Raw genomic sequence first — 15637 nt, 5'->3', positions numbered from 1 at the left:
CTTCCCGTGCGGCAATTACGCCGGCGGCGCCGGCGGCATCCAATGGCTGATCGAAGGCTCCGGTCTCCCGTCCGCGGCGTGGATCAGCTCGTAGTTCAGCGCATACACGTTTCGGTCCAGACTCACCGCGAGCCTGCCCGATGCGACGCCTTGCGTCGACACCAGCAGATCTCCCTTCGGCGTGTAGATATCCATGTAGTAGTCGTCCGGCGAACTGCCGTCGCCGGTATAGGACAGCACGTAGACATAACCCTTGGCCTCGACGTCGAGATCGAGGTAGGTCGACTGGCCGCGACCTTGCACCGTGAGCGGCAATGTCGACGAGGTCTTGTCCTGGAAATACTTGACCGGGTTGCCGTGGATGTCGAACGCCTGCACGCGGGCGTTGACGGCCTCCAGCACCATTACGACGCCGTCCAGGCCGATCGCGATCGCGACCGGTCCCGACATCAGGCCCTCTCGTTCGCCCTTGCCGGAAAGCAGGCACGCATCGGGAGCCTCCGCGTCCGCGACGGCTTCGCTCGACAACTCGCATCGCAGCAGCTTGCTCCGTGCGGCGCTGATCGCGAACACATAGCCTTGCGGGTGCAGCACGAAATCGTCCAGCGGGATACCCGACGGGAACCGGCCATAGCTCTGCCCCGTCCCCGAGTGAATGGGCGCGCATTTCGCACCGTCGTCATAGCTCAACGTGACCTTGCGGAGATGAACGTACGACGGTGCGCCGGACTTGCTGCCGGCGGCAACCGGATAGCTGTCGAGGAAGAGGTTCCTCGCGAAGCCGTCCGCCTTGCTCAGCAGGTCGTAGCAGATGCCCGATTTCTCGTTGTAGCCGACGTCGAGCGGCTGATAGGCCTGCTCCGGCGGCGCGAGAAGCGACACGTTCTGCACTGTGTACATCGGGTCGATCGATTTGGCATTGGTCGACAGGTTCTCCGGAATGTTCAGGTTAGAGGCCTGCCATCCGTATCCGATCGATGCGGGCGCCTGCGCCAGCGTAATGCCTGTCAGGCTGACGAGATCGGAACCGGACGTGCGCAGCGTGGCGGTCGGAGGCGGCGCCCCCTTGTCCCACACATGTGCGCCCCCTTCGTAGGCGAGTTTCTCCACGTGCTCATACACCGAGCTCGTGGTGAGCGGCGGTGCGTTGTTCTTGATCTCGAGGCCCGGAATCACGAGCGTGCTGCCATTCGTGCCCAGCGCGGGCGTCCAGTCGGTGACACCCTTTCCCGCGACCCATCCGTTGTCGGCATAGAAAATCGCGGTCACCTTCAGCTTGCCGCCGCCCGGGATGCCCGTGAAGCGGACAGGGATGGGATCGTTGTTCGTCCCCTCCGACAGCGAAAACGTCTTCGCAGGAACCGTGACCTGACTGTCGTAGGCCACAGTGACCGCGTAGTGCGTCGCTTGCATCGGGAAGTAATGAAATTGCGAATCCGGGACGAGCGTGATGTCTAGATCGATCGTCCGGGTCACCGTCGACGTATAAACCGGCGCGGCCTCGAGCACCTCGATCACCGTCTGACCGACCTCGGCTGCGGTCACTACCGCGTTGGTCGCTTCCAGCGCGATGTCCACGAACGGGACCGCCTCCTCCAGCGCCCCTTGCGCGATAAACTCCAGCAACACCGTCTTCATGCCCGTCTTCCATAGCAAGGGGGTGATGATGTTGGCGAGCTTGAGGAGGACCTCCTTGACGCCGCCCGTCAACGCATAGTCGATGAGCGCGGCATCGATCGTCGCCAGGACGCCCAGGATGCCGACGTAGAGCTTGTTGTCCTCCAGGAGGCTGGTGACGAATTTGGTCTTCATGACGGCCGCGCCTGCGACGAGCGCGATCATGGGCACCGCCATCTCGAACGTCGCCGTCATGAAGATGCCGAGGAGGCAAATGTGCCGGTCAGTATGCCCGGGGCCGAACACGCCGAGCCCCGCGAGATGGACGTTCACCGCGCTAGCGGCATCCGGCACGGGGAACGTCAGCGTCATGTCCGTGACGTCGATGGGAATGCCGGCGATCTCGTCGATGGGCCCGACCCGATCGAGGTACTTCGTCGTGGCGGTTCCGCTGAAGAGACTCGGAACCCAGGACGCCGGCCATGAATCCGGCGGAGCGACCGGCGCACCGCCGGCATCCAGGAACTCGATGTAGGCGCCGAGGTGCCTGAGCCACTGGTTTTCCACCGTCACCGACATGTTGCCGCCGTCGTAGGTCACGCTGGCGGGATCGACCACGACACCGAGGCCAGGCGTGAGGTTCTTCAGTTGCCACTGCGAGTTCTGGTCGCGTTGCCGGGCGCGCCGCTGCACCGCGCTGGCGCCGGCCGTCCCCTGATATTCGCTCGACACGACGCCATCGAGCACCTTCCACAGCGCGCCGCGCAAATATTCGTCCTGTCTCGACAGCAGGATCGCCCGGGGCAGCGTGCCCGACACCGCCTCATTCACGCCCCTGTCTAGCTTGGCCGTGTAGAGCGGTTTGTTACCGTCGTACACCTGTTCGTTGTTCCAGTCGACGAGCGGAACCTTTTTTTGCCAGTCGTCGCCGGCGTCCAGGATTGCATCTGCCAGGGTACCGCCGTCGTGCCTGATCGCTGCTTTGATGCAGTTTTCCTTGATGTAAGCGGGGATGGCGCCGCCGTTGTCGCTGCTCAGATTCAAGAGGCTCGGATGGTGGAAAAGCACGGCGACCGCCGCCTCCAGCGCATCGCTGTAACTGTCCACGTGATCCGGAAAATCCCCGTCCAGGACCAAGGGCTTGAGATCGTCCGACGTGACGCCGTACCTCTCGAGCTTGTAGCAAGCCGCGGCGAGCACGTCCTTGCCGCGCCTCTTCATCTCGTCACGCGCGGCCGCCCGTCCGGCCTTGGGTATGTGCAGGTACATGGCGACAGTCTTGCGGGGTGCGCCGTCGCCGGCTCCCATGGACACCGTAACCAGTGCCGGGCGATTCGACGGAACGGGGAGATCGTCGATGTAATGCGTGACGTGTGCCTGCGGCAGCAGCTTCAGGAACGGCGTGCACTGAATGGCCCGGGCGAGGGTCTCCGCCGTGTGACGCCTGAGCGGATACTGTCGCAGGTTCGCATGAACGAGCACGTCGTCGGGGTTCCTGCAATGCCCGAGGTTGAAATGCAGCGTGCGCGTTTCAGTCGGTCCGGGGAGTTTTTCCGCATTCGGGTTGAATGACATGTCGTTGTCCTAATTAATCGTTCTTTTCCTGTGAACCGCGGTGCGCGACAAGCGCGTCAACATCGACACGGGACGCCCACGATCACGTGTTGTCGCCGTAGTGCCATTCGTTCATGGGTGCGCCGTTGGCGCTCCACATCGCGCCGGTGCAGGGTCCCGTCTGGCCGCTCGGGCACGTCGCCCCGGCGGTGTCGGTCGGCGTCAGCGTCGCCGAGTAATCGATCTGGTGGCCGTCCTCTCGACCGCCCTGGACAGTCAACGTACCATCACCCGTGCTCACGGCGGCTCCCGCAAAATTCACACCCTCCGACTTCGTGCTCGTGAAGTTCGCGCCCTGGAGGCAAGCCTTCGCGAACGAGTTCGCGCGTTGCTGATCCACCGTCGACAGATCGGTACCTGAGAAATTGGCGTTCACGAGGCAGGCGCCGTCGAAGGTGACGCCCGCCGCGTTCTTCCCGCGAAGTCCAGAGAAATCGGCTGCAACGAGATACGCACCGCTGAAGTCGGTCTGCATGATGGTTGCGTCGGCCAGCGTCACTTTGTTTCCGTACAAGTAGCAATACGGCATCAGTGCGTATGACAGATCCGCGCTGCCGAACGTGGCATTCATCAGGATCGCGCTGGTCAGGTTGCAGCGGCGCTTGCCGTCCGACGTCGAAAAGGTGGCGCTGTCGAACTTGGCGTCCTCCAGGTTCGCGTTCACTAGCGCGGCCCCGCCCAGTTGGGCGAAGGACAGGTCGGCGTAACGCATGCTCAACGGGTTCGCGACCGAGAACTGCACGCCGGTCAGAACGGCATACTGCGCGACGAGGCCATCGAGTTGCCCGTCCACGATTGCCTTGCCCGGGTTGTCGGCGTCGGGCGTCATGAACGCCGCGCCGTCCATCTGCGCGTAGCTCCAGTCGTAGATGTCGTCCTCTTCGCCGTTGAGTGCGTGCGTGAGGACCTTGTTCACGCGTGCGTTCGTCAAGACGGTGCGGTTTTGCGCAGATCGCGTGATGAGGACGGGCCGGGTTGGATCCGCGAGGGTCGCCAGGGAAAGGTCGGCGCCGGTCAGGTTGGCGCCTTCGAGATTGCAGTTGTCGAGCACGGCGCCCGCGAAGTCGCACCCTTTCAGGCTGGCTCCGCTCAAGTCGACGTTCTTCAGCGACGCGTTGCGAAAGCTCGCGGAATCGAGCATGCGGCCCGAGAAGTTGCTGCCGTCCAGTACGGCGCCCGAGAAGTCCGCGACGCCTGAGAACGTGACGTTGCTGAGGTCGCAGTTCGTCACCCGGGCCTCGGTGAAAACCGCGTTTTTCAGGAAGATATACCGGAAGTCGACTCGATCGTGCGAACCTTTATTGAGGTCCGACGCACCGGGAAGCACTTGATATGCGGTGATGGCGAGGGACGGGTTCGCCCCTAACGCGGCGAGCGTCGGGTCCTGCCAATTGACCACGTTTTGCACGCTGTTCATCGACAGCACGCCGCCCACCGCCCCGTTCTCGATGAATTCCATCCACAGCGCATTCGTTGCCGGCGGGATGCCGTACGGGCTGTTGCTCGCCAGACAAAGCGTCGGAGGCGTGTCTGGAGACGCGAGCACGGTATTGGCGGAGCCGTTGTGGGTGACATCCCATAAGGTGCCGTCACAGGCCAGCCACTTCCCGTCGACCATCGACTGAACCTGAAGCGCGGTATGCGTGTGGTTGTTGAAAGGAGGAGCGGGGGTGAACGTATCCCCCAGGTAGAAAGCGAAAACGGTCGCTTTCCTGATGCCATCCTGGTCGATTTGCTGGCACATCAGCGCATCATTCTGGCGGCATACGATCCAGTAGTAGGTGAACCCGAACAGATTGATGGTCTGATAGAGGCTGAAGCAGCCGATGTACGATTTGACGGAGTTCGGGTCGACCATTTCAGTTTCCTCGTCTGTTTTTACGAAATGGGGATGAATCTGGAGCCTCGATTTCCATCCCATCAACGAATGGTCGGTAGCCCGGCACTCAGGGGGCACTCCGTGCATCTGCTATTTTTATTCGTTTATAACAGTAGCCTACAGAGATTTAATCGTCACCTGTATTAACTGACAGGGAGGCAGGCCGTCACGAAAAAATTTCGAGAAGATTAATTCCGATAAAAGGGGCGAATGAAAGTCTCCGGTGCAATCGATGGAAATCGGGTATGAACATGTCATGTCGGAAGCCCGCCCGACATGCGTCGGTTGGTCGTTTCACTCCGGTGCGTGGAGCGGGGCACTTTTACCCATCTCAAATGAATGTTCACGGGACTGAAAAATATCGGGTCGGAAAATGTGAGGCGATATCGATCCGCTCGTTTCTCGCACGCACTGGTGCCACGAACAAGAAGCCGCTTGTCGATATTATCGAATTAATCGTTCAATAAAATGGAAGGCGCGACGAAAGCGAGTCCTTCGCACACGGAGCGCGGTCGTTTTTGGCTTGCCGCCAAAAGCGGCTGACTCGCGAGAGGCCGGATACATTTCCGCAAACTATCTCGCCGACGATCGCCGGCTTGCAAAGCTGTGGCGGACCTCGGCTTTACGAAGGGACAAGGTCTTGTCCGATTGATCCATTATTGGCGCAATCATTTCCATTTTGTCATCTTTATCCTGATGATGGTTTGCCGGATGATGGGCGCTTCCAACGATGCACATCACCCAGGAGCGCAACATGAGTCGGCTTTTCACGCCAGTTCGCATCGGCAACCTGCCTCTTTCGAACCGTATGGTCATGGCCCCGATGACCCGCTCGCGGGCCGACGACGCAGGCGTACCGGACGACATTGTCGCGACCTACTACGCGCAGCGCAGCAGCGCGGGCCTCATCATCACGGAAGGCGTATTCCCGTCGGCGGCCGGCAAAGGCTATGTGCGTACCCCGGGGATTCACAGCGATGCGCAAGTCGCAGCATGGAAGCGGGTCGCCGACGCGGTACATGCACGAGGAGGGCGCATCTACATGCAACTGATGCACAGTGGGCGGATCTCTCACCCGTCGCTGCAACCGGCTGGCGCGTTGCCTGTCGCACCGTCGGCCATCAAGCCGGCGGGGCAGACCTGGACCGGCAACGGCATGGAAGCGTTCGTGACGCCGCGAGCACTGCGCACTGATGAAATCGCCGGAGTCGTGGCCGATTACCGTTCGGCGACGCGTCGCGCGCTCGAAGCCGGCTTCGACGGCGTCGAACTGCATGCCGCCTCCGGCTATTTGCCTGAACAGTTCCTCTCGTCGGGAAGCAATCAGCGTGAAGATGAATACGGCGGATCAATCGCGAACCGTGCTCGCTTCACTCTCGAAGTTCTGGAAGCGATGGTGGCGGAAGCGGGCGGCGACCGCGTCGGGATCAAGATCTCGCCGGAGATGAACTTCAACGACGTCTCGGACGCCACGCCGCAGGAAACCTACGCATATCTCGTGGAACACCTGCGCGATTTCGATCTCGCGTATCTGCACGTCGCGCTGTTTGGCGCGAAGGCCGACTACCACGCGCTGCTACGACCGCGTTTCGATGGCGCTTATCTGGTTGGGGGCGGGCTTGATCAGGCCGCCGCTGAATCCCTGCTGGCCGAGGGGCGCGCGGACGCCGCAGTGTTCGGTAGCGCGTTTCTCGCTAACCCGGATCTGCCGGAGCGGTTTCGTCGAGGCGCACCGCTTAATGCACCGGACAAGAACACGTTCTACACGCCGGGAGCGCAGGGCTATATCGATTATCCGGCTCTGAGCACGGCTGCCGATATTTGAGGGTGACGCCATGTCGACCACCATTGTCCGCCGGAATCGCGCGGACCGGAGAAGTCACTTCCGTGCGTTACGTTTGCACGGTTCCGCTCCGGAGGAACTCTTTCCGTTCATGGGCTTGGCGCGAGTATGCACACGCTCGCAGCGACGGGCGGGTGGCGCAAAAGTGGCGGTGTTCACGGGCGAACAGTTCGGTCAGCCCGTGTATTCGAACGGCGCGATGGCATTTTCGAGCCAGGCGAGTTGAGTAGCGGCCGCCGCCGCTTATCAACGTGGCGATATGGGTCGACTGTAGGAGATCGTCACGTGCTTTGACGCATACACCCAGTCACCAAACAGGAGTTACGTCATGAAGGTTGAACGCTTCACACCCGAAAATAGTGCGTTGCTGTTGATTGATCATCAGGTCGGTACGATGCAACTGATCAAGAATATTGATCGCGAATTCGCCGCCAAGCAGTCAATCGCTCTGGCCAAGATGGCAAAGATACTGAATCTGCCGACTGTCATCACGTCAAGCCAGGAAGACCGCGCACAAGGTCCGATTCTTCCCGAGATCGCCGAGATCCTGCCCGATGCATACTCCGCGCGGATCAAGCGTCCGGGCGTGGTCAACGCGTGGGCCTATCCGGAATTCCGTAACGCAGTGCTTGCAACGGGGCGCAAGAACCTGATTATGGCCGGCGTAACCACCGACGTCTGCCTTATCTTCCCGGCAATTGACGCCGCGCTGGAAGGGTTTTCCGTCCAGGCCGTAATGGACGCCTCGGGATCGCCCAGCGATCTTTCCGAAGATCTTTCGCGTCAGCGGATGCACGATGCGGGAGTGGTGCTCACGGCGACCAACACGCTCATGGCGGAAATCGCGCAGGACTGGTCGACTCCGCATGGACAACAATTGATCACGTTGCTGTTTACTGATGTTTTCCCGGCGCTAGGCGCCGGCATCGCCTGAACGAAAACGGGTTCCTGTCTACTGAAGCGCTTGTCGCTTCGGTCGACGGTTCGTATTGCACCGCCTACAAGTCGTCGACACCAAAGCACGCGGGATTGATGACGCGAAAAGTTCGTCGTCCTGCGTCATGAATGAAAACTCACTGATGAATGAGGCCGCGAGGGAAGCGAGATCCAGGCGGTATGGCGACTGCCGGTGCGCGTTCGTCTGGACCCTCTGGCTAATGAAGCCTGTCAAGGGCGGTGGTGCGGACGCCGCGGCCGCACGTGCGAATTGAGCCAAGCCCGGCTTTATCGACCGATGGAATCGGGCGCCCCGGCGAGATGACTCGTAGCGAGCCTTGACCGGGCTTTGCTGCGGCAGCGGTGCTTATTGATTGGCCATCGTGCGCGCCGAGCGAGCGCGTAACGCCGCAGTTGGTCCGTCATGCCGTCGGCCGTGGTCGTCCCAGGTGCTCTCGCAGAAATTCGATGAACCGCTGGGTCTTTGCGGGCAACAAACGTGTCTCGGTGATCGCATAGACGGGAACGGAGGGAGCCTGCCACGCGGGCATCACCCGACGCAGGTTCCCGGCGGTAACGTCTTCGGCCGCGATTTCTTCCGGCAGCACCGCAATCCCGAGACCAAGCATCGCCAGTCGTCGGATCATGCCGACGCTGTTGAGCAGAAACCGGCCGCCCACCGGGATCTCGATCGTTTCTTCCTCCCGGTGGAGCGTCCAGCCATTGATTTCTGCCGGATCAAGCCGCACACACTCGTGTTGCTGGAGGTCAGCCGGTTCGCTCGGCTCCCCGAAGAGTTCGATGTAGCGTGGCGACGCATAGAGGTACCGCGGCAAACGGGCGAGCTGTCGTGCGATGAGATTCGATGACGGTGGTTCGCCCATCCGGATCGCCAGATCGACCGGCTCCGTGACGAGATCGACGCGGCGTGGTGTCAGGTCGAATTCGAAGCTAATGCCGGGATAGCGGCGTGCGAACTCCGGAAGCAGCGGCGCGAGGAAAATGTTGGCGAAATCGACCGGCAACGACGCATGTAACACCCCAACCGGCTGAGCCACCATTTCACCGAGCTGTTCGTGTACAAGCCGGGCTTCGTCGACGATACGTCTCGAGCGCTCGAAATAGAGCTGGCCCGCTTCTGTCAGTTCAATCTTGCGCGTTGTACGATGCAGCAGACGCAGTCCGATTGCTTTTTCCAGCGCTCCGATCCGGCGCGACAGCGTCGAATTCGGTACACCAATCGCTTCGGCTGCGCCGCGAAAGCTTTTTGCCTTGACGACTTCGACGAACAACGCCATGTCGTTCAGAAGCTCCATCGGACTGCTCCATAAACGGCCCAATAATTTCCATTTTGCCAGCTTTATCCTGAACATGGGTCGCCGGATGACGCACACATTTCGCGAGTGCTTCGCGAGCAACGAGGTGACGTCTAATGCGGGCATTGCTGTCGGCGCAGCAGTTCGCAGCGGGCAAAATGGATCAAAGCGGACGTTTCCATGTAGCCCAAAGCGGACATCTGAACTTGGGACCTACATCGTGATCGCCGATAATCTACCTTATGTCAAATTAATTCGAAATCCGAAATATATTGAGTTTGTAATTAAGGATGCCTTGGATGTCGCATGCCAACCTAGCGCATGGGAGATAGCGCGGATGGCGCAAATCAACTTTAGATCGTCCACGCCGAGTGACTGCGTACTCAGGCCAAGCCGACACCGGTAACGTGACACGATCTGATCACTCGTGGCTGATGCTCGACGGCCGAACCGTGCAACTCCTCGACGACATCTTCAAGCAGCCAGTCCCGCCGATGACGCCTTCGGGATCTCCGGATTGAACTGCGTCATGCAGTTCAGGTCGAGCGCGCGAATCTGCTCGGTCATGAAGTCGACGAAGATCCGGATGCGCGTCGGCAGGTGTTGGCGGCTCAGATAGCAGATGTAGTGGCCGCGATCCTCCGACACATGCTTCGCTAGCGCGACGACGAGCTCCTTCGACGCGAGATGGTCGCGAATCTGGTAGCCCGCCATCTGCGCGATGCCCGATCCGTTCAGCACCGCCTGCAAAACGAGGTCTGCGTCATTGAACGTGAGGCGTGAGGTCGGCAGGTACTTCTGTACTCGGCCATCGACGTTGAATTCCCATTCGAAGACGCGGCCGCTGGCAAAACGGAAGTTGATGCATTCATGCCGGTCGAGATCCTCGACGCTCTGCGGGAGCCCGTGCCTCGCCACGTACGATGGTGCTGCGCATAGCGCCATCTGCATCGGAATCAGTTGCCGGGCGATGATGCTCGAGTCCTCGATGCGACCGTTACGGAACGATACGTCTATCCGCTCGGACACCAGGTCGACTGGCCGGTCGTCCAGCAGCAGATCGATGACGATGTCCGGATAGGCGTGCGCGAACGTCTCCAGCAGCGGCGCCACAATCTTCCTGCCGAATCCCACTGCCGAACTGATGCGAATCAGGCCGCGCGGCGGCCCCTGCCGCAGTTCCAGCATGTCGTTCATCGCTTCGACGATCTGCGCGACGCCCTGGTGGCAGTTCTCGAAGAATCGCTGGCCTTCACACGTCAGTTCGGTCATGCGCGTGGTCCGCTGGAACAGCCGCGTACTTAACTGCGCCTCGAGCTTCTGGACGTTCCGGCTCACGGCAGGCCGGCCGACGCCGAGAAGCTCGGCGGCTTTAGTAAAACTCCCCTCGCTCGCCACCGCGACGAACGCAAGGATGCCCGCGTAGCTCGCACCGAAGCTCGCCGAGAGTGCATCGGCACGACCGGCCAGGTCGCGACGCGCGCCGTGTTCCGATGGTTCCGTTTGGCTCATTTCCGCTTCCTCAGACATGTCGCTCACTCCGGTTGCCCGTCACCGGCGTGCGCCGGCGAATCCCCACACGTGGGAACGTGAATCAGCTTCTTGCCAGCCACTGGTCGAGACCGATGCGGCCGAGCCGCGCGGCCCCGAGCGGCACCAGCGAGGTTTCCTCGACGCGGCCGCCGTAGTAGCGGCCGTCGCGATCGGTCACCACCGCGCGCGTGTCGCCGACCGACTTCAGGTAGCGCGCGACGATCTCCGCGAACGGCGCACGATCCGGGCCCGCGATCTCGATCGTGCCGTTCTGCGGCCCGGCGAGCGCGGCCTGCGCGACGAGCGCCGACACGTCTTCGGCGGCGATTGGCTGGAACAGTCCGTCGCCGATGCGCACGGTGCCGTCTTCGGTGCCGAAATCCGCGATGCCGCCGATGAATTCCATGAATTGCGTCGCGCGTACGATCGTGTACGGCACGCCCGCCGCCTCGATCGCCTGTTCCTGCGCGACCTTGGCCAAGAAATAGCCGTTCTCCGGCATCCGGTCGCAGCCGACGATCGACAGCGCGACGTGATGGCGCACCCCTGCAGCCACTTCGGCCTTGCCGAGATTACGCGCCGACGTGCGGAAGAAGTCCAGCACTGCCTGCGGTTCCCATGACGGCGCGTTCGCCACGTCCACGACGACGTCCGCGTCCGTCAATGCGTCGGTCAGGCCCTCGCCCGTGATGGTATTGACGCCGGTGCGCGGCGATGCGGCCAGCGCCTGGTGGCCGGCTTCGCCAAGCAGCGTGACGACACGTGAGCCGATCAGGCCCGAACCGCCGATGACAACGATCTTCATCGCAAAATCTCCTGACGAGTGGATTGCATTCGAATGTGACGGGGAGGTGACGGTTGCCGGATCGGGTGAATACGGTGATGACCGTCCATCGCGTGGCGCAATTGTGGAAGAATCATGTCCTATCCAGCAGTGCCAAGAATCGTCGATCGGACTGGTCCATGCTGTGTCTGTCCCCGTCATCCACGAGAGCGTCATGTCTGCGCAACCCTCCACGCTGACCATCGAAATCGACCGGCAGCATCAGTTGCCGATCTATCTGCAGATCTGCGAGCGGTTCAGAACCGCGATCGCCGCGGGCCACCTGCGTCCCGGCGATCGCGTGCCGGCGCTGCGCGGCCTCGCGACGCAACTGAACACGGCGCGCGGCACGGTCGAACAGGCCTACACGATCCTGGTCGACGAGGGATATCTGCAGATGCGCGGCGCGGCAGGCACGTTCGTCTCGCCGTCCCTGCCGAAATCGCTGCCGCGGGCAACGCCCGCGCGTGACGACGCATCGGGAGCGCCCGTCGACAACGCCGGCGTGCTTCAGGCGCCGGGCGTGTCGCGCGACAGCCCGCCGCCGCGGCGCGCGCAACCGATCGCCGTCGCGATGAGCGGCGAGCCGCGCCCGTTGCAGCCCGGGGTCCCTGCCCTCGACGCGTTTCCGCGCAAGGTCTGGCACCGCCTCGTGTCGCTGCGCGCGCGCAGCGGTGATCGCGCGCTGCTGGGCTACCCGAATCCGGCCGGTTATCGGCCGCTGCGCGAACACATCGCCACCTACCTGGGGCTGTCGCGCGGCGTCACCTGCGTGCCGGAACAGGTGTTCATCACCAGCGGCTACCGTGCCACGCTGGAACTCGTGCTGCGCAGCCTCGCACGCCCGAACGACCGCGTCTGGTTCGAAGACCCCGGCTATCTGCTCGCACGCAGTTTCCTGTCCGAGACGGGCGTGGAACTCGTCCCGGTGCCGGTGGATGCCGAGGGAATCGACGTCGAACGCGGCCTGCAACTGGACGCGCACGCGCGCTTCGCACTCGTGACGCCGTCGCATCAGAGCCCGCTCGGGCATACGCTGTCGCTGCCCCGCCGCATCGCGCTGCTGGACTGGGCCGAAAAGACGTCGGGGTGGATCGTCGAGGACGACTACGACAGCGAATTCCGCTATCTGGGCCGCCCGCTGCAGGCGCTGAAGAGTCTCGACCGGCGCGATCACGTGATCTATTGCAGTACCTTCAGCAAAGCGATGTATCCCGGCTTGCGGCTCGCGTACGCGGTCGTGCCGGAGCGTGCGGTGGAGCGCGTCGAACGCGTGGCCTGCAGCATGAACGCCGGCTCGCCTGCGCTCCTGCAGGCAGCCCTGGCCGATTTCATCGAACAGGGTCACTTCGCCCGGCACCTGAAGCGCATGCGCACGCTGTACGGCGAGCGCCGCACGCTGATCGTGCACGCATTACGGCAAGCATTCGGCGAGCAGCTGATCGTCGAGTTGCCGCCTGGCGGCATCCAGTTCACGGTGCGGTTCACGGCGGGGCCCGACGGGCCGGTCGACGACGTCGCCGTCGCCGCGCGTGCCCGCGAAGCCGGGCTCGCGGTCCTGCCGCTGTCGATCTGGTACACGAACAGCCACACGCAGCAAACGCCGCGCGGCCTCGTCATCGGGTTCGCGAACATCGGCGACGCCGACGAAGCACAACGTCACGCCAAAACGCTGCGCGCGTGCCTGGGCCGCTGACGCGCGGCGTGCACCAATGGCGTGCGGCCAGGCGTGCCGGCAACCGCTGCCGCCGGGCGCCTCGTTGAAATTCACGGCGCGGTCCGGATTGGTGTCCAACGGGAAACATACAATCGCCCGGAACGGCCGTACCGCCACCCGGTGCGCGCCTCTAGCATGGAAACGTCTTTCTCCCGTAGACGAACCGGGAATCGGGCTGCACCGGAAGATTGCCGCGTTCCTCAGACAATCAGCCGCGCCCGCCATTCCCTGAATACGCTACTTGCCCGGGCCGCCCAGCCCCTTCGCAAGACGTTTCGACGCCCGAATGACCGAGGGTCGGAGCATGTCGCCGAATTCGAGCACGCATCATGGATGACAACAAGCTGCAAGCCCCGCCGCTTTCCCTCCTCGACAGATATCGAGGTCGGGATTTTCAACCGCTTTACACCACGACCGTCACCGTGTCCGGCGGCGAGACGGGACATGGCCGCGCTTCCGGCGTGGTCCGCTCGGACGACGGAAATCTCGCCGTCGACCTGCGCCTGCCCACCGAGTTTGGCGGGCCCGGCAACGGAACCAATCCTGAGCAGTTGTTCGCGGCAGGCTTCGCCGCGTGCTTCCACGGCGCGCTCAATCTGCTCGAGAAACGCGCCGATATGGAAACCGCCGATACCGCCGTGGAGGTGCAAGTCTCGTTCGGCCGCGATCCCATGGATGGCGGCTATGCGTTGCTCGTCGACGTTCGGGTGCGGATGCCGGGCGTCGATCGAAGCATCGCGGAAGAATTGGTTCGAACCGCGGAACGCTTGTGCCCGTATGCGAAGATGGCCCGGCAAGGCACCGTCAATATCGTGACCGTCGTCGACTGACCTGGCGCTCGTCGTGCCGGGGCAGCGCGTCGTCCGTTGCCGCAACGGCGCGACGCCCCCGCGCACATCTCGCGATACGCGCGGGGGCAACCGGTCAATCGAACGATGCCTGCGGATTACCGGCCGCCAGCGCCTCGGCCCGAATCGGTGCCGGCGGATAGATCCATTGCGTGTTGATCACCTGCTTGCGCGCCTTTCCTTCGGCACGCGTCAGTTTGATTTGTCGATCCCAGCCTTCCGAGTACACGGCACCCCAGTCGCCCAGGTCGACGCATGTCGCATAGAACGGCTGCCGATATTCCAGCGTCGGCACGCCGATCAGATCCGCCGCGACGTTGTGCCCGCCGAATTGCCCCATCACGATCGCGTGCTGGCAAGACATCAGCGCATAGTGCCCGTCGTCGTCGCTGCGCGCGCGCGCCACGTCTCCCGCGACGAATACGTGCGGCGCTTCCGGCACGCGAAGATCCGGTGCGACTTCGACGCGCCCGAGCGGGTCTCGATGCGAGGAGACCTGCGACGTCAGCGGGCTCGCCTGCATTCCGCCAGCCCAGATCACGGTCATGGCTTCGATGTGCGTGCCCGACGCGGTACGAACGCCATCGGCCGCCACCGACACGACGCGCGATCCGAGCACGGCCTCGACGCCTAGCGACGCGAAGGCTTCGGCGACATACGGCCGAGGATTGGGACCGAGATCGGGACCGATGTCGTCCTGCGCGCCGATCACGACGACACGCCCCATCGTCTGCGGGCCGAACCACTCGCGCAAGCGCTTGGGCAACTCGGTGGCGACCTCGATACCCGTGAAGCCGCAGCCGACCACCACGACCGTATTGCGTGCCGGCGATTCCGGCAATTTTGCGAGCGCCGCGAAGTGGTCGTCGAGCGCGACGGCGTCCTCGATGCGATCAACTGAGAACGCGTGTTCCGCGAGCCCCGGCACCGGCGGTTTGCTCAACCTGCTGCCGCTCGTCAACAACAACCTGTCATACGCGAGCAGACGTCGCTCGCCGTTGGCGCACGCGACGCCGACCGTCTTCTCGCCGACGCAAATTTCCTCGACGCTGCCTTCGAGAAACTTCACGCCGACCGCATCGAGCAGCGGCAGCAACGGCGCGGCCATCCGCTGTGGTTCGCTTTCGTACAGACGCGGCCGAATCTGCAGTTCCGGTTTCGGCGAGATCAACGTGATCTCGACGTCGCCGCTCGTCATACCGGCACCATCCAGCACCCGCGCGGCACCCAGTGCACCCCACACGCCGGCAAAGCCGGCACCCACGATTAGGATCTTCTGCGACATGATCATTGCCCTCGGTTGATGTCGATGGCGGCAACTCGCCGCGCAAAATCATCGTAGGTCGACATGGCATTGCGCAGTAGATCCGCAGTCGTGCTCACGATGTTGCCGCTTCGGCACCAATCCGTCACACGCCGCATGGATCGATCGCAGGCATGATGTCGGCGAACGATCGCACGCGACTCGAACGCCGTCTTCGTCATCCACCTGAATCAACGATGAGGCAAAT

The 15637-nt window shown here is 62.7% G+C and carries 10 protein-coding genes; 4 read left to right on the top strand and 6 right to left on the bottom strand.

What is annotated here, in order from left to right:
• Positions 1-15 precede the first annotated feature (15 nt).
• Entirely contained in the window at positions 16-3192 is a 3177-nt protein-coding gene (locus KDW55_RS10165) for a hypothetical protein (RefSeq protein ID WP_212160746.1), read from the bottom strand.
• An 82-nt stretch (positions 3193-3274) separates the two neighbouring features.
• Positions 3275-5089: a pentapeptide repeat-containing protein gene (locus KDW55_RS10160; RefSeq protein WP_069242067.1), complete on the bottom strand. Its 1815-nt coding sequence runs from the start codon at positions 5087-5089 to the stop codon at positions 3275-3277.
• 775 nt (positions 5090-5864) lie between these two features.
• Between KDW55_RS10160 and KDW55_RS10155 the strand changes: the two genes are divergently transcribed.
• Complete coding sequence (locus tag KDW55_RS10155; protein WP_212160799.1) at positions 5865-6935, top strand: alkene reductase; 1071 nt, start codon at positions 5865-5867, stop codon at positions 6933-6935.
• Between the two features lie 346 nt (positions 6936-7281).
• A complete protein-coding gene (locus KDW55_RS10150; RefSeq protein WP_038570157.1) occupies positions 7282-7887 on the top strand; it encodes an isochorismatase family protein in 606 nt (201 codons plus the stop codon).
• Between the two features lie 424 nt (positions 7888-8311).
• On the opposite strand, the gene KDW55_RS10145 is transcribed toward KDW55_RS10150, so the two are convergent.
• From KDW55_RS10145 to KDW55_RS10135, 3 genes are all read right to left on the bottom strand, one after another.
• Positions 8312-9205 carry a LysR family transcriptional regulator gene (locus KDW55_RS10145; protein ID WP_059545136.1) on the bottom strand — a complete coding sequence of 298 codons (894 nt, stop codon included), beginning with the start codon at positions 9203-9205 and terminating at the stop codon, positions 8312-8314.
• 474 nt (positions 9206-9679) lie between these two features.
• Positions 9680-10717 (bottom strand): LysR family transcriptional regulator, encoded by a 1038-nt coding sequence (locus tag KDW55_RS10140; RefSeq protein WP_212197936.1) that lies wholly within the window; start codon positions 10715-10717, stop codon positions 9680-9682.
• A gap of 82 nt (positions 10718-10799) precedes the next feature.
• Positions 10800-11543: an SDR family oxidoreductase gene (locus KDW55_RS10135; RefSeq protein WP_069242069.1), complete on the bottom strand. Its 744-nt coding sequence runs from the start codon at positions 11541-11543 to the stop codon at positions 10800-10802.
• A gap of 193 nt (positions 11544-11736) precedes the next feature.
• Here KDW55_RS10135 and KDW55_RS10130 point away from each other — a divergent pair, with 193 nt between their 5' ends.
• Both KDW55_RS10130 and KDW55_RS10125 read left to right on the top strand, forming a co-directional pair.
• Positions 11737-13257: a PLP-dependent aminotransferase family protein gene (locus tag KDW55_RS10130; protein ID WP_209825955.1), complete on the top strand. Its 1521-nt coding sequence runs from the start codon at positions 11737-11739 to the stop codon at positions 13255-13257.
• A 350-nt stretch (positions 13258-13607) separates the two neighbouring features.
• A complete protein-coding gene (locus KDW55_RS10125) occupies positions 13608-14108 on the top strand; it encodes an Ohr family peroxiredoxin (RefSeq protein ID WP_069242071.1) in 501 nt (166 codons plus the stop codon).
• A 94-nt stretch (positions 14109-14202) separates the two neighbouring features.
• Here the strand turns inward: KDW55_RS10125 and KDW55_RS10120 are convergent, their stop codons facing one another.
• Complete coding sequence (locus KDW55_RS10120; RefSeq protein ID WP_212160747.1) at positions 14203-15411, bottom strand: NAD(P)/FAD-dependent oxidoreductase; 1209 nt, start codon at positions 15409-15411, stop codon at positions 14203-14205.
• Between the last annotated feature and the right edge of the window lie 226 nt (positions 15412-15637).

This window comes from Burkholderia sp. AU19243, from assembly GCF_018148075.1.
In the GTDB taxonomy this organism is placed as follows: domain Bacteria; phylum Pseudomonadota; class Gammaproteobacteria; order Burkholderiales; family Burkholderiaceae; genus Burkholderia; species Burkholderia latens_A.
The sequence above is the reverse complement of the archived record's forward strand: the minus strand, read 5'-3'. Positions and strand labels throughout refer to the sequence as shown.